Source organism: Hydrogenophaga sp. (genome assembly GCF_041913525.1).
Lineage (GTDB): Bacteria > Pseudomonadota > Gammaproteobacteria > Burkholderiales > Burkholderiaceae_C > Hydrogenophaga.
Genome location: NZ_JAYSFD010000015.1, coordinates 1 through 13,715, shown reverse-complemented (window position 1 = coordinate 13,715; position 13,715 = coordinate 1). Strand labels below are relative to the sequence as shown.

Annotated in this window: 12 protein-coding genes and 1 tRNA gene; 3 read left to right on the top strand and 10 right to left on the bottom strand. The window is 64.9% G+C overall.

Annotated elements, in window-relative coordinates:
• Positions 1 to 12: 12 nt before the first annotated feature.
• From rseP to rpsB, 8 genes are all read right to left on the bottom strand, one after another.
• Complete coding sequence (rseP, locus tag ACE3RQ_RS15925; protein WP_374523040.1) at positions 13 to 1,380, bottom strand: RIP metalloprotease RseP; 1,368 nt, start codon at positions 1,378 to 1,380, stop codon at positions 13 to 15.
• A gap of 6 nt (positions 1,381 to 1,386) precedes the next feature.
• Positions 1,387 to 2,571 carry a 1-deoxy-D-xylulose-5-phosphate reductoisomerase gene (gene ispC / locus ACE3RQ_RS15920; RefSeq protein ID WP_374523039.1) on the bottom strand — a complete coding sequence of 395 codons (1,185 nt, stop codon included), beginning with the start codon at positions 2,569 to 2,571 and terminating at the stop codon, positions 1,387 to 1,389.
• Positions 2,572 to 2,575: 4 nt separating this feature from the next.
• On the bottom strand, positions 2,576 to 3,409 hold the full coding sequence (locus ACE3RQ_RS15915; protein WP_374523106.1) for a phosphatidate cytidylyltransferase: 834 nt from the start codon (positions 3,407 to 3,409) through the stop codon (positions 2,576 to 2,578).
• Positions 3,402 to 4,154: a polyprenyl diphosphate synthase gene (gene uppS, locus ACE3RQ_RS15910; protein ID WP_374523038.1), complete on the bottom strand. Its 753-nt coding sequence runs from the start codon at positions 4,152 to 4,154 to the stop codon at positions 3,402 to 3,404. Before uppS ends, ACE3RQ_RS15915 begins: the two co-directional genes overlap by 8 nt.
• Positions 4,155 to 4,178: 24 nt before the next feature.
• On the bottom strand, positions 4,179 to 4,739 hold the full coding sequence (frr, locus tag ACE3RQ_RS15905; RefSeq protein WP_374523037.1) for a ribosome recycling factor: 561 nt from the start codon (positions 4,737 to 4,739) through the stop codon (positions 4,179 to 4,181).
• Positions 4,740 to 4,776: 37 nt separating this feature from the next.
• On the bottom strand, positions 4,777 to 5,496 hold the full coding sequence (gene pyrH, locus ACE3RQ_RS15900; protein ID WP_374523036.1) for a UMP kinase: 720 nt from the start codon (positions 5,494 to 5,496) through the stop codon (positions 4,777 to 4,779).
• Between the two features lie 143 nt (positions 5,497 to 5,639).
• Positions 5,640 to 6,533, bottom strand: coding sequence for a translation elongation factor Ts (gene tsf, locus ACE3RQ_RS15895; RefSeq protein ID WP_374523035.1), 894 nt, complete (start codon positions 6,531 to 6,533; stop codon positions 5,640 to 5,642).
• A gap of 113 nt (positions 6,534 to 6,646) precedes the next feature.
• Entirely contained in the window at positions 6,647 to 7,402 is a 756-nt protein-coding gene (gene rpsB / locus ACE3RQ_RS15890) for a 30S ribosomal protein S2 (protein WP_374523034.1), read from the bottom strand.
• Positions 7,403 to 7,699: 297 nt separating this feature from the next.
• On the opposite strand from rpsB, the gene ACE3RQ_RS15885 reads away from it, so the two are divergent.
• Both ACE3RQ_RS15885 and ACE3RQ_RS15880 read left to right on the top strand, forming a co-directional pair.
• Positions 7,700 to 8,968 carry an FAD-dependent oxidoreductase gene (locus ACE3RQ_RS15885; protein WP_374523033.1) on the top strand — a complete coding sequence of 423 codons (1,269 nt, stop codon included), beginning with the start codon at positions 7,700 to 7,702 and terminating at the stop codon, positions 8,966 to 8,968.
• 34 nt (positions 8,969 to 9,002) lie between these two features.
• Positions 9,003 to 10,535: an NAD(P)H-hydrate dehydratase gene (locus tag ACE3RQ_RS15880; protein ID WP_374523032.1), complete on the top strand. Its 1,533-nt coding sequence runs from the start codon at positions 9,003 to 9,005 to the stop codon at positions 10,533 to 10,535.
• 5 nt (positions 10,536 to 10,540) lie between these two features.
• Here the strand turns inward: ACE3RQ_RS15880 and ACE3RQ_RS15875 are convergent, their stop codons facing one another.
• Both ACE3RQ_RS15875 and rnr read right to left on the bottom strand, forming a co-directional pair.
• The gene (locus ACE3RQ_RS15875) at positions 10,541 to 11,092 is read right to left on the bottom strand and encodes a YggT family protein (protein ID WP_374523031.1); all 552 of its coding nucleotides are present in this window, start codon (positions 11,090 to 11,092) and stop codon (positions 10,541 to 10,543) included.
• Between the two features lie 30 nt (positions 11,093 to 11,122).
• On the bottom strand, positions 11,123 to 13,363 hold the full coding sequence (gene rnr, locus ACE3RQ_RS15870) for a ribonuclease R (protein WP_374523030.1): 2,241 nt from the start codon (positions 13,361 to 13,363) through the stop codon (positions 11,123 to 11,125).
• A gap of 49 nt (positions 13,364 to 13,412) precedes the next feature.
• On the opposite strand from rnr, the gene ACE3RQ_RS15865 reads away from it, so the two are divergent.
• Positions 13,413 to 13,497 (top strand) — tRNA-Leu (locus tag ACE3RQ_RS15865).
• Positions 13,498 to 13,715: the final 218 nt, after the last annotated feature.

The window sequence follows — 13,715 nt, the reverse complement described above, 5'->3', positions numbered from 1 at the left end:
GGGGGAGAAAGGTCAGCCAGCCAGGCGGGCCACATCGTTAAACAGGGCAACCGACATGAGCAACATGAGAATCATGAAGCCGCCGCGTTGGAGCCGTTCCATCCAGACGTCAGACACCCTGCGCCCGGTCACGGCCTCCCAAAGATAATACATCAGGTGCCCCCCATCCAAGACGGGTAGCGGGAGAAGGTTCAGCACACCCAGGCTCACGCTGATGAGCGCCAGAAACATGATGTAAGCGCTCAGGCCAAGGGTGGCCGATTTGCCGGCGTAATCGGCAATGGTCAGTGGCCCGCTGAGGTTCTTGATGGAGGCCTCGCCAATCAGCATGCGCCCCATCATCTTGAGCGTGAGCCAGGAGACTTCGCCTGTTTTCACCGTGGCCTGCCAGAGGCCGTCCAGCACACCGTATCGCACCGTGGTCATGGCTGGCGCCTCGCCAACGTAAGCCGAGATGCGCCCCACCCAAGCTTGTCCCAACGGTTCAGGACGGGGCACCACGGTCAGTGCCATGGCCTGGCCAGCGCGTTCAATGTCCCAATGCTGTGTGACTGGTGCACCAGCCGGGCCGACGGCAGCCCGAATCGACTCGCGCAGGGACTGTCCATCGCGCACCTCATGACCGTCGATGCGCCGCACCCGATCACCTTGCTGCAAGCCAGCGGCCGCCGCAGCGCCATCGGGCATCACCTGCCCAATCACCGGCGCGGTGTAGGGGCCCAGCAAGCCGATGCGCTTGAACAGGGTGGCGTCGGCTTCCCTGGCATCAAGTTCGCTGAGGCGCATCGTCATCGGCCGGCCAACATCGCCATCGCCAGCGGAGACCCACAGGGTGACGTCCTGGCCATCGAGCGCCGCCTGGGTCAGGCGCCAGCGCAGGTCGTCAAATGAGGCCACAGGGCTGCCCTCTTCGCCTGTGGCCGCCATCTGCAGCACGCGGTCGCCGGCCTGCAATCCCGCCCGCTGAGCGGGCGAGCCAGCCACCGGCGACCCCAGAATCGGCTGGGGCTCATCCACACCGGCCCAGAACACGCCGGCATAGAGCAACACCGCCAGCAGCAGGTTGGCCACCGGTCCCGCCGCCACGATGGCCGCGCGCTTGCGCAGGGATTGGTTGTTGAAGGCCAAGTGGCGCTCCAGCGGGTCAACCGGCGCCTCTCGCTCATCGAGCATGCGCACATAGCCGCCCAAAGGCAAGGCGCCAATCACGAACTCAGTGGGGCTGCCTTTTCGGCGCCAGGTGAAGATGGGCTTGCCAAAGCCCACCGAAAAGCGCAAGACCTTCACCCCGCAGGCCACCGCAACGCGGTAGTGCCCGTACTCGTGCACGGCAATCAGCAAACCCAGAGCAAGAACGAAAGCCAGTGCGGTGGTGAGCATGGAGAATCAGGGAGACAGAGACGCCACCTTCGCAGACGCCACCGAGCGGGCATGGGCGTCGATGGCCAGCAGGTCGTCAAGAGAATCCGGCTTGGAGGGCTGGCAAGCGTCCAAAGTTGCATGGTTGACCGCGTAAATCTGGTCAAAACGCAACCGCCCATCCAGAAACGCCTCCACGGCCACTTCGTTGGCTGCGTTCAGCACGGCGGTGGTGCCGGGCGCCGCTTTCAGCGCCTGCCAGGCAAGTTGAAGACCCGGGAAACGCACAGCGTCGGCCGACTCGAAGGTGAGCGCGGACAGCGTGGCGAAATCCAGCGACGCCGCGCCCGACGCCATGCGCTCAGGCCACGACAAGCCGTACGCGATGGGCACGCGCATGTCTGGCGTGCCGAGCTGGGCCACCACCGAGGTGTCCGTGTACTGCACCATCGAATGGATCACACTTTGCGGATGGATCACCACCTCAATGCGCTCGGGCGGCAGGCCGAACAGGTAGCGTGCCTCAATCACTTCCAGCGCCTTGTTCATCATGGTGGCCGAGTCCACCGAGATCTTTCGGCCCATCACCCAGTTGGGGTGGGCGCAGGCCTCCTGGGGCGTCACGTGGCTCAGGGTCGCCACGTCGCGCGTGCGGAAGGGCCCGCCCGAGGCGGTCAATACGATTTTCTGCACGCGGCGCGACCAGCTGGCCGGGTCATCGGGCAGCGACTGGAAGATGGCCGAGTGCTCGCTGTCGATCGGCAACAGGGTGGCGCCGCCCACCTGCACGGCCTGCATGAACAGCTCGCCCCCCACCACCAACGCTTCCTTGTTGGCCAGCAGCAGCTTCTTGCCCGCACGGGCCGCCGCCAGGCTGGGCGGCAAACCCGCTGCACCCACGATGGCGGCCATCACGGCATCGACCTCGGGAGCTTCGCTGACTTCGCACAACGCCTGGGCACCGTGAAGCACTTCGGTGGCCACACCTGTTGCCTTCAGGCGCTCTCGCAAGCGCCGGGCCGGCTCCTCGGTTGACATCACGGCAAAACGCGGTGCGAAACGCGCGCATTGCTCGGCCATCAGCTCCACCTGGGTGGCCGCGGTGAGTGCGAACACCCGGAAACGGTCGGGGTGGCGGGCCACCACGTCCAGCGTGTTTTTGCCAATGGAGCCGGTCGACCCCAGAACGGTGATGTGTTGCAAGTCGCTCATTCGCTCAAATCGATGCCAGCATCATGCCCAGCGGCAACACGGGCAGCAGCGCATCGACGCGGTCAAGCACCCCTCCGTGACCGGGCAACAGCTGACTGGAATCCTTGACCCCGGCACTGCGCTTGACCAGGGATTCGATCAGGTCACCGGCCACACTCATGGCCGTGAGGCCGAGCACCGCCAGCACCGTCCAGGTCGGGCCCTTGGCCCAGAGACCTGAGTACAAACTGCCCTGATGCGCCAAGCCGCGCTGATCGGCGACGATCCAGCCTGCCGCGAGCACGGCCACGCCCAGCGCCCCCGAAATGGCCCCCTCCCAGCTTTTGCCCGGGCTGATGGTGGGCGCCAGCTTGCGCCGACCGAAGGCCTTGCCGCCGAAATAGGCTGCGATGTCGGCCATCCAGACGAGCAGCAGCAACGACAAGAGAAACTCAAGCCCTCTCATGCGGGCCTGCACCAGTGCCAGCCAAGCCACGGCGATCAGGAACAAACCCGCCATCAAGCGCAAGCCAGCGGGCCAGCGCCCCCAGCCAACAACCCCACGGCGCAGCATGACCAAGGCCAGCAGCACCCAGACCAGCCCCACGCCCATCCACAAGGCCCGCCAGTCCGTGTCCAGACCACCAGCCATCCAAAAGGCAGCCAGCAACAGCCCCAGCACAAGCCCGATGGCGCGGGAGCCCGCCTCGCCGACGCCGTTCAGTCGGGACCACTCCCAGCCCGCTGCCGTGATGAGCAAGAGCCCAAGGGCAGCGAACGGGCCGATCTGTGAATAGAACAAGGCCGGCAAGAGCACGGCGAGCAGCGCCAGGGCAGTGATGACGCGCTGCTTAAGCATGGTCGGAAGCGGTGGGCAGTTCGGCGGCTGGCCGAACCTGTTCAGAAGTCTTGCCAAAGCGGCGCTCACGCCGGGCGTACTCGGCCAGTGCGCGGTCCAGCTCGGCACCGTCGAAGTCGGGCCAAAGGCAGTCAGAGAAATACAGTTCGGCGTAGGCGGCCTGCCACAAGAGGAAGTTGCTGATGCGAACCTCGCCGCCGGTGCGGATCACCAGATCGGGGTCTGGCACATGGGCCAGGGCCAAGTGCGAGGCCAGCGAGGCCTCATCGATCGGCAAGCCTTCTTGCGCCAAGCGCTTGGCCGCCTGGGCGATGTCCCAGCGTCCGCCGTAATTGAAGCAGACGTTGAGCACCAAACGGCGATTGTCGGCGGTGCGCTGCTCTGCGGCTTCCAGCCCTTGCACCACCCGGGATGACAAGGCGCTGCGATCACCGGGGAAGTGCAGTTGCACGCCGTTCTCGGCCAGGCTGGGCACCTCGCGCGACAAGGCCAGCGCCAGCAGCTCCATCAAGCCACTCACCTCATCGGCGGGGCGATTCCAGTTTTCCGAGGAAAAAGCAAACACGGTGAGTGCACCAATGCCCCGTTCAAGGCAGAGGCGCACCACCCGTCGCAAAGTGTCAACGCCCTGCTTGTGGCCCGCCACGCGAGGCAGCCAGCGCTTCTGCGCCCAGCGGCCGTTGCCATCCATCACGATGGCCACGTGCCGTGGCAGGCGCGGACTCTCGGTCGTATCGGACTTCATCAACTGAGGGCGAGGCACCTGGCCTCAGACGGCCATGATGTCCTGCTCTTTGGAGGCCACCAGCTTGTCCACCTCGGTGATCATGCGGTCGGTGAGCTTCTGAATGTCGTCGGCCGCGCGGCGCTCATCGTCCTCGGAAGCCAGCTTGTCCTTCACCAGCTTTTTCACCGACTCGTTGGCGTCGCGGCGCAGGTTGCGAATGGCCACCTTGGCGTTTTCGCCCTCGCCTTTGACCACCTTGGTGAGTTCCTTGCGGCGCTCTTCGGTCATGGGCGGCATTGGCACGCGAATGAGGTCACCCTGGCTTTGCGGGTTGAGGCCCAGGTCAGACTCGCGGATGGCCTTCTCAATCTTGGCGCCCATGCCCTTTTCCCAGGGCGACACACCAATGGTGCGGGCGTCCAGCAACGACAGGTTGGCCACTTGCGACAGCGGCAGCATCGAGCCGTAATAGTCCACGTGCACCGTGTCCAACAGTGCCGGGTTGGCGCGGCCGGTGCGCACCTTGGTGAGGTTGGTCTTGAACGCCTCGATCGACTGCTGCATCTTGTGCTCGGCGTTCTTGCGGATATCGGCGATGGTCATGGGAACTCCTGGAAACGACGGAAAAGCCTGGCGAGAATCAGACGTGGACAAGGGTGCCTTCGTCGGCGCCCAGAACCACGGCGCGCAACGCGCCCGGCTTAAAAATCGAGAACACCTTGACGGGCAGCTTCTGGTCGCGGCACAAGGCAAACGCCGTGGCGTCCATCACCTCAAGGTTGCGGGACATGGCTTCGTCAAAAGTGATCGTGGCGTAGCGCGTGGCCGTCGGGTCCTTCTTGGGGTCGGCGGTGTAAACGCCGTCCACCTTGGTGGCCTTCAGCACAATCTGCGCACCGATCTCTGCACCGCGCAAGGCGGCGGCCGTGTCGGTGGTGAAGAAAGGATTGCCGGTGCCCGCAGCGAACACAACCACCTTGCCCTCCTCAAGGTACTGCAACGCCTTGGGACGAACGTAGGGCTCAACCACCTGCTCAATGGCAATGGCCGACATCACCCGGGCCACCAAGCCCGCCTTGTCCATCGAATCGGCCAACGCCAGCGAGTTCATGACCGTGGCCAGCATGCCCATGTAGTCTGCCGTGGCACGGTCCATGCCCACGGCACCACCGGCAACGCCACGGAAAATATTGCCGCCACCGATCACTACCGCCACTTGCACACCCAAACGCGTCACTTCGGCGATCTCGGCCACGATGCGCTCGATGGTGGCCCGATTGATACCGAATGCGTCGTCGCCCATCAGGGCTTCGCCCGACAGTTTCAGCAAGATCCGTGTGTACCGTGTGTTGGCTGACATGAAAGACTTTCTGCAGGAGAGGATGCGGCGCTACAGCCGGCAAGTGTAACGAGGACGGCCCTCGCCGCGGAGCCGTCCTGATGTGACAACGGGCCTTGCGGCCCGTCGTCTTTTTCAGCACCCCGAGGGGCGCAGCAAGGGGATCAGGCGCCCTTGGCAGCGGCCACCTGGGCAGCCACTTCAGCGGCGAAATCGTCCACCTTCTTCTCGATGCCTTCGCCCACCACGTACAGGGTGAAGCCCTTGGCGGTGGTGTTGGCCGACTTAAGGTACTGACCCACGGTCTGCTTGCCGTCTGCGGCCTTCACGAAGACCTGGTCCAGCAGGGAGACTTCTTTCAGGTACTTCTGCACCGAACCTTCGACCATCTTGGCCACGATGTCGGCGGGCTTGCCCGACTCGGCAGCCTTCTGCTCGGCCACCGAACGCTCCTTGGCGATCAGCTCGGCCGGCACGTCGGCGCCAGACAGGGCCACGGGCTTCATGGCGGCCACGTGCATGGCCACGTCCTTGGCGGCCACGGCGTCACCGTCAAACTCCACCATCACGCCAATGCGCACGCCGTGCAGGTAGGCGGCCAGTTGGCCACCACCGCTGTAGCGCTTGAAGCGGCGGATGCTCATGTTCTCGCCGATCTTGCCAATCAGGCCCTTGCGCACGTCTTCCACCGTGGGACCGAAGTCTTCCATCGACAGCGGCAGTGCCGACAGGGCAGCCACGTCGGCAGGGTTGTGCCCAACCACCAGCTTGGCGCAGGCATTGACGAAGCTCAGGAAGATTTCGTTCTTGGAAACGAAGTCGGTTTCGCAGTTGACCTCGATCAGCGCACCATTGGTGCCCTCAACGGCGGCAGCGATCACGCCTTCAGCGGTCACGCGGGAAGCGGCCTTGCTGGCCTTGTTGCCCAGCTTGACGCGCAGGATCTCTTCGGCCTTTTCCATGTTGCCGTCGGCCTCGGTCAAGGCCTTCTTGCATTCCATCATGGGAGCGTCGGTCTTGGCGCGCAGTTCGGCGACCATGCTTGCGGTAATTGCCATGTTTGTTTCTCCGTTGGCCCGGGGACCGACACGGCCTCCTGGGCAGAGTGAATATTGAGAAGCTTGTATGAAAAAGGGGCTACATGAGCCCCTCAGTCACGGCGGAAGCCGGATCAGGCCGAGGCGCCGTCCTGCACTTCCACGAACTCGTCGCTGCCTTCAGCGGCCACGGCCTTGACCACATCGGTCACGGCGTTGGCGCGGCCTTCCAGGATGGCGTCGGCGATGCCACGGGCGTACAGAGCCACGGCACGGGCCGAGTCGTCGTTGCCGGGGATCACGTAGTCGATGCCAGCCGGCGAGTGGTTGGTGTCAACCACGCCCACCAGCGGGATGCCCAGCTTCTGGGCTTCGGCCACGGCGATCTTGTGGAAGCCCACGTCGACCACGAAGATGGCGTCGGGCAGAGCGGCCATGTCCTGAATGCCGCCGATGTCCTTCTCGAGCTTTTCCATTTCGCGAGCAAACATCAGTTGCTCTTTCTTGGTCATGCTGTCCAGACCGGCTTCCTTCTGGGCCTGCATGTCCTTCAGGCGCTTGATGGAGGTCTTGACGGTCTTGAAGTTGGTCAGCATGCCGCCCAGCCAGCGCTGGTCAACAAAAGGCACGCCAGCACGACGGGCCTCAGCGGCCACGATGTCGCGCGACTGGCGCTTGGTGCCCACCATCAGGATGGTGCCGCGGTTGGCGGACAGCTGGCGCACGAACTTCTGGGCTTCCTCGAACAGGGGCAGGGTCTTTTCGAGGTTGACGATGTGAATCTTGTTGCGGTGGCCAAAGATGTACGGGGCCATCTTGGGGTTCCAGAAGCGGGTCTGGTGACCGAAGTGGACACCGGCTTCCAGCATTTCGCGCATGGAGATCGACATGGGATTTCTTTCCGTAGGTTGGGTCTAAAATCCAGCCCCGATTGCTCGCTGTAAAACAACGTAACAACACCTGGTTGGGCTGGTTTGCGATTGCTTTGCAAGCCACGACCACAAAGCGGGGCGCCAACTGCAAAGCCTGTCGAGTATAGCACCCCGCCCTCCCCACTCCCGAACCCTCCCCCGGCCACCCCGCAACTCTGCGCTGCTGCCCCGGACAAACTGACGCGTCATGCCGCCAGCCGCCCTCCCCTTTTCCCCATTCCCTGACCTGCACCCCATCGTGTCCGGAATTCGCCCATGAACATCGCCGTGATCGGAGCCGGCGTGGTTGGTGTGGCCACGGCCTGGGAGCTTGCCGCCGATGGCCACGAGGTCACGCTTTACGACCGCCACCCGACAGCCGGCGAAGAAGCCAGCTTCGCCACGGGGGCACTCACAGGTCCCGGCTGGAACGCCGCCTGGCTCCCCGCACAGACCAATTGGAACGGCCCCTGGGGTTCGGCGAAAGGCGGCCTTCACCTGCAGCGTCTGCCACGGCTTGGTGAGTGGACCTGGCTCTGGCGCTGGGCCAAATGCACCAAAGGCCGCGCCAGCACGCCTCAGCATCAAGCCCTGCAACGCCTGGCCCTTTACAGCGCCGAGCACACGCACGACCTGAACCGGGCCTTGGAACTTGACCACGACGCCAGTGACGGGTTGCTGGTCTTGTTGCGCACCCCCCAAGAAGCCGACTCGGCCCAAACAACGATTGAGCGATTGCGAGAAATTGGCGTCGCGGCACAGGCCCTGACCGCGGAACAAGCGCGCCAACAAGAGCCGGCCCTCAATCCTGAGACCCCCATTCACGCCGCGATCTCCATCGCGAACGCAGGCGCCGCCAACTGTCGCGAGTGGACCCTGCTGATGAAAACGCGCGCCCAAAAGTTGGGGGCACGCCTGGCATTGGGCACCCTGGTCAGCCGCCTCGAACCCATGGCCGGTGGCGCCTGGCGCGTGCACACGCCCAAGTCATCGGCCCCCTTCAGCGACCACGATGCCGTGGTTGTCTGCACCGGTGCGTCGGCGCCAACGCTGCTGCGCCCACTCGGCCTGAAACTGCCCACGCAGACCATCACCGCTCACTCGGTTAGCGCGGCGATCCGGGAGCCTCTGGATGCCCCCCTGTCTGCCGTGTTCGACCCCGCCAGACAGGTCTCGATCGCCCGCCTCGGCCAGCGGATAAGGGTGTCGGGTGGCGCCACCTTGGGCGCCAAGCCCGGCGCAGCCCCCGACGCGGCGGCCCTGAAACAGCTCTACAAGACCTTGATGGACTGGTTCCCCGGTGCGGCGCGCTTCGGTGGGCCGCAGGGCAGCGTTCAAGAGTGGCGCGGCTCGTATGCCGCCACGCACGATGGTCTACCCCTGATCGGCGGCACCCGCTTGCCCGGCCTATGGATCAACCTGGGGCATGGCGCCGCTGGCTGGACGCTGGCGGCCGGCAGCGCACGACTGCTTGCCGATGAACTTGGGGGCGCCTCCCCCGCACTCGACGCTGCCACCTACGCCCCGCTGCGGCAAGGTCTCTGACGGCAGCGCCTTGGCGTGTTGAAATGAACCCACCATGACATGCCGCCCACCCCCACGCCGACTCAGTCCGCAGACCAGGGAGCTGCTTCACAGCGCAGCCGCCACCCGCCAACTGGAGGCAATCGCCCAGGAGGCACTGCCCGCGCACGAGCTCATGAAGCGGGCTGGCGAGGCGGTGGCGCGCCTGGCCCGCGCCTGGGTGCCACACGCCAGGCGCATCTGGGTCGCCACCGGCCCAGGCAACAACGGCGGCGATGGCTGGGTTGCCGCCCACCTCCTGCACAAAGCCGGCATTGCAGAAGTCTGGGTTACCCAGGTGGGGGAGCCGGCCCGGCTCCCGCCCGACGCGGCTTGGGCGAGGCATGCGGCATTGGAAGCCGGTGTCACGATCAGGCAGCATGCACCAGAGGCGGCCGACCTGATCATCGACGCCCTGCTCGGTCTTGGCGCCTCTCGCCCCCCCACCGGGCTGCTGGGCGAGCAGATCGACACCATCCGCAACAGCGCCAGCCCAGTACTTTGCGTTGACCTGCCCAGCGCACTCGACGCCGACACCGGCGCCTGCCTTGGCCCCCTCCCACGCACGGCAGGCGCCAGGCTCACCCTTTCACTGCTCACGCTCAAACCAGGCCTTTTCACCGCGCACGGCCGCGACCTGGCTGGCGACGTCTGGTTTGACGACCTTGGTGTGGCTCAGACCGAGACCGAAGCGCCAGCCGCTTGCGCCACTTGGGGTGGCACCGACCACTTACCCACAGACCGCGCCAAGCACGCACACGCCAGCCACAAAGGCAGCTTTGGCGACGTGGCCATCCTGGGAGGCCAAGGCCCGCAGATCGACGGCGCGGGCATGGTGGGCGCGGCCTTGCTGGCCGCGCGCGCGGCGCTTCACGGCGGCGCTGGCCGGGTATTCGTGGGCTTGCTGGACGGAGGCGCCAACCACTGGGACCCTCTGGCCCCCGAGTTGATGGTGCGCCGGCCAGATCGCCTGACCGAGCCTGAGTTTCTGGCCCAGGCAACGGTGGTGGCGGGCTGTGGCGGCGGCCAAGCCGTGGCCGAGTACCTGGAGCCGCTGCTTCGGCTGGCCAAGCGCCTGGTGCTGGATGCCGACGCACTGAACCAGCTGGCCGGCACACCCGCTCTGGGCAAGCTGATAAAAGCCCGCCGCCACAACGGACAGGAAACAGTGATTACCCCGCACCCGCTTGAAGCGGCCCGCCTGCTGGGCGCCACCACGTCCGAAGTCATGGCAGACCGGCTGCGCAGCGCGACCGCACTGGCCCACGGGCTGGGGGTGGTCTGTGTGCTCAAGGGGGCGGGAACGGTGGTGGCTTCTTCAGACGCCCTGCCCTGGATCAACCCCACCGGCAATGCCCGGCTGGCCACAGCCGGCACCGGCGACGTGCTGGCGGGCATGCTGGGGGCCAGCCTTAGCGTCTCACCCGGCCTGCCTTTGCGCGAACGGGTGGAGCGGGCGGTGGCGCAGCATGGCGCCCTGGCCGACACCTGGCCTGGTGGCGTCGCGCTCAGCGCCTCGCGCCTGGCCGACGCCGTGCAGACCTGGTGAGCCGATCAGCCCAGCACCATCAGGCCAACTTGCAGCAGCACGATCGCAATCAGCACCGACAGGTCAACGCCACCCACCAGCGGCACCACGCGACGCAACGGCCGCAAGATGGGTGCACTCAGGCGTTCCAGCGTGCCCATGACCGGTGAATGCGGCTGCACCCAACTGAGCACCGCGTAAGCCAGCAGGAGCAGCATCAGGCCTTGCAACACGGTGCGCACCAGGTGCTTGACGGCCAGCAGCAAGGCACCGGTCACCCACATGGCACCGCTCGGCGAGGCGAACGAGGCCAGCGACAGCAGCAAGACCGCCACGACGCCGTACACCAGCGAGAGCACCACAGCCGCCAACAGACTGGCCCAATCCCAGCGGCTTTGCTTCATGCTGGCCGGCATCGCACGGCGCAGCGGCTGCACCAGCCAGTTGGTCACCGCCATGACGAACGGGCCGGGCTGCACCGCCATGTGAATGCGCTGCTGGTTCATCCAGGCACGTGCAAGCGCGCAAGCCACGAGCACGAAGAACAGCGTATCAAGCAGAAAAAGAAGAATGGACATGGCGCCGAGTGTAGGACCGAGCCTCGCCCATCATCGGCGGCCCTTGCGGGTTTTTCCGGCAGCCTTGGCCGCCTTCTGCGCAGCCTTCTTGGCGGCCTGCCGCACAGCCGCTTTCACGTCCATCGCACCAGCCGGTTCGGGTCGCGAGCGGCGCTTGCCTTCAGAGCGAGCCCCCGGGTCAGCCGAGCCCGAACCGGTCTTGTCGCGCATGGCGCGGGACATCAGGTCGTCGTGGTCTCGCACCAGGCGGAAATCGATGCGGCGACCATCCAGGTCAACACGGCTCACCTGCACCTGCACACGGGTACCCAGTGCATAGCGAATGCCGGTGCGTTCGCCGCGCAGCTCTTGGCGGGCTTCATCGAAGCGGAAGTACTCACCCCCGAGTTCGGTGATGTGCACCAAGCCCTCCACGTACATGGCGTCGAGCGTGACGAACAGACCGAAGCTGGTCGCCGCCGTGACGACGCCACTGAACTCCTCGCCCAGGTGTTCACGCATGTACTTGCACTTGAGCCAAGCCTCGACATCGCGACTGGCCTCGTCGGCACGGCGCTCGTTGGCGCTGCAGTGCAAGCCTGCGGCCTGCCAGGCCTGGGTGTCGGCCGACAACTTCTTCGGGGTCTGCGTGGGCGTGGGCGCTCGACTGGCCAGGCGCTTGCTGAGCTTGGCGTGCGCTTCGCCCGGCGTGGGCAATGCCGGCAACTGGTAGCGCTTGCCCGTGAGGATGGACTTGATCACCCGATGCACGAGCAGGTCGGGGTAACGGCGGATGGGGCTGGTGAAGTGCGTGTAGGCCTCAAACGCCAGGCCGAAGTGCCCGCTGTTGATCGGCGTGTAAATGGCTTGCTGCATTGAGCGCAACAGCATGGTGTGGATCTGTTGCGCCTCCGGCCGGTCTTTGGTGGCGCTGGCGATCTGCTGAAATTCGCTGGGGTGCGGCTCGTCGCTGATGGTGTAGGGCAAGCCCATCGCCTTGAGGTAGTTTCGCAGCACCTCCTGCTTCTCAGGCGTGGGGCCTTCGTGAACCCGGAACAGGCCGGCGTGCTTGCTGCTGCCGATGAAATCGGCCGAACAAACGTTGGCGGCCAGCATCGCCTCTTCGATCAGCTTGTGTGCGTCGTTGCGGGTGCGCGGCACGATTTTCTCGATGCGCCCGGACTCGTCGCACACGATCTGGGTTTCCACCGTCTCGAAGTCCACCGCACCGCGCACCTGCCTCGCGGCCAGCAAGGCGCGATACACATCGTGCAGGTTCAGAAGGTACGGCACCAGCGGCTTGCGGTTGGCGGCCTCGGGTCCCCGAGTGTTCTGCAGGATGGCCGCCACCTCGGTGTAGGTGAACCGGGCATGGCTGAACATCACCGCCGGGTAGAACTGATAAGCGTGGATCTCGCCCTTGGCGTTGATCAGCATGTCGCAGACCATGCACAGCCGCTCAACCCCGGGATTGAGTGAGCACAGGCCGTTGGACAACTTCTCCGGCAGCATGGGGATCACGCGCCGAGGGAAGTACACCGAGGTGGCCCGGTCATAGGCGTCCACATCGATGGGGGAGCCCGTCTCCACATAGTGGCTCACGTCGGCAATGGCCACCAGCAAGCGCCACCCTTTGGCCCGCCCGATCTTGGCGGGTTCGCAATAGACAGCGTCGTCGAAATCGCGGGCGTCTTCGCCGTCGATGGTGACCAACGGAATGTCGCGAAGGTCCACGCGATGGCGCAGGTCTCTGGGCAACACATGGTCAGGAATGCTGCGCGCCTGCGCCATGGCCGCGTCTGAAAACTGATGCGGCACGCCGTACTTGCGCACAGCGATCTCGATCTCCATGCCAGGGTCATCGATGTCACCCAGCACTTCCTTCACCCGCCCCACCGGCTGGCCATACAGCGCTGGTGGCTCGGTCAGCTCAACCACCACCACCTGGCCCGGCTTGGCCGAGCCCGTCGCCCCCTTGGGGATCAACACGTCTTGGCCGTAGCGTTTGTCTTCCGGGGCCACCAGCCAGACACCGCTTTCCTGCAACAACCGACCAATGATCGGCACGTCGGGCCGCTCCAGGATTTCGGTCACGCGCCCCTCTGGCCGGCCCTTGCGATCGAGGCGCACGATGCGGGCCTTGACCCTGTCCTTGTGCAGGACCGCACGCATCTCGTTCGGCGGCAAATAGATGTCGGCTTGCCCATCATCTCGGATCACGAAACCATGTCCATCGCGATGACCGGACACCACACCTTCGAACTCGGCCAACAGGCTGTTTTTGTCGTTCACTACTTCTCTTAGATGAAATTTTGATGCTATACTAGCGGCTTCCTGAGATGCCCAGGTGGCGGAATTGGTAGACGCACTAGTTTCAGGTACTAGCGCCGAGAGGCGTGGAGGTTCGAGTCCTCTCTTGGGCACCAAACACATCATAAAGGCCTGACAGTCACCCGCTGTCAGGCCTTTTCGTTTATCGACACGTTTTTCTTTCTCGCGCTCACCCGAATTCAAAAATTCGAGCACCAGAAAAGAACTCGTTCAAACAGCTGCTATAATTGCGGTTTTCCTGAAATGCCCAGGTGGCGAAATTGGTAGACGCACTAGTTTCAGGTACTAGCGGGTAACTCCGTGGAGGTTCGAG

Coding starts and splice junctions, on each gene's coding strand:
- ACE3RQ_RS15880 (WP_374523032.1), top strand. CDS start 9,003: ATGACATGCCGCCCACCCCCACGCCGACTCAGTCCGCAGACCAGGGAG.
- rpsB (WP_374523034.1), bottom strand. CDS start 7,402: ATGTCGATCTCCATGCGCGAAATGCTGGAAGCCGGTGTCCACTTCGGT.
- uppS (WP_374523038.1), bottom strand. CDS start 4,154: ATGAAGTCCGATACGACCGAGAGTCCGCGCCTGCCACGGCACGTGGCC.
- pyrH (WP_374523036.1), bottom strand. CDS start 5,496: ATGTCAGCCAACACACGGTACACACGGATCTTGCTGAAACTGTCGGGC.
- ispC (WP_374523039.1), bottom strand. CDS start 2,571: ATGAGCGACTTGCAACACATCACCGTTCTGGGGTCGACCGGCTCCATT.
- ACE3RQ_RS15875 (WP_374523031.1), bottom strand. CDS start 11,092: ATGTCCATTCTTCTTTTTCTGCTTGATACGCTGTTCTTCGTGCTCGTG.
- ACE3RQ_RS15885 (WP_374523033.1), top strand. CDS start 7,700: ATGAACATCGCCGTGATCGGAGCCGGCGTGGTTGGTGTGGCCACGGCC.
- ACE3RQ_RS15915 (WP_374523106.1), bottom strand. CDS start 3,409: ATGCTTAAGCAGCGCGTCATCACTGCCCTGGCGCTGCTCGCCGTGCTC.
- frr (WP_374523037.1), bottom strand. CDS start 4,739: ATGACCATCGCCGATATCCGCAAGAACGCCGAGCACAAGATGCAGCAG.
- tsf (WP_374523035.1), bottom strand. CDS start 6,533: ATGGCAATTACCGCAAGCATGGTCGCCGAACTGCGCGCCAAGACCGAC.
- rseP (WP_374523040.1), bottom strand. CDS start 1,380: ATGCTCACCACCGCACTGGCTTTCGTTCTTGCTCTGGGTTTGCTGATT.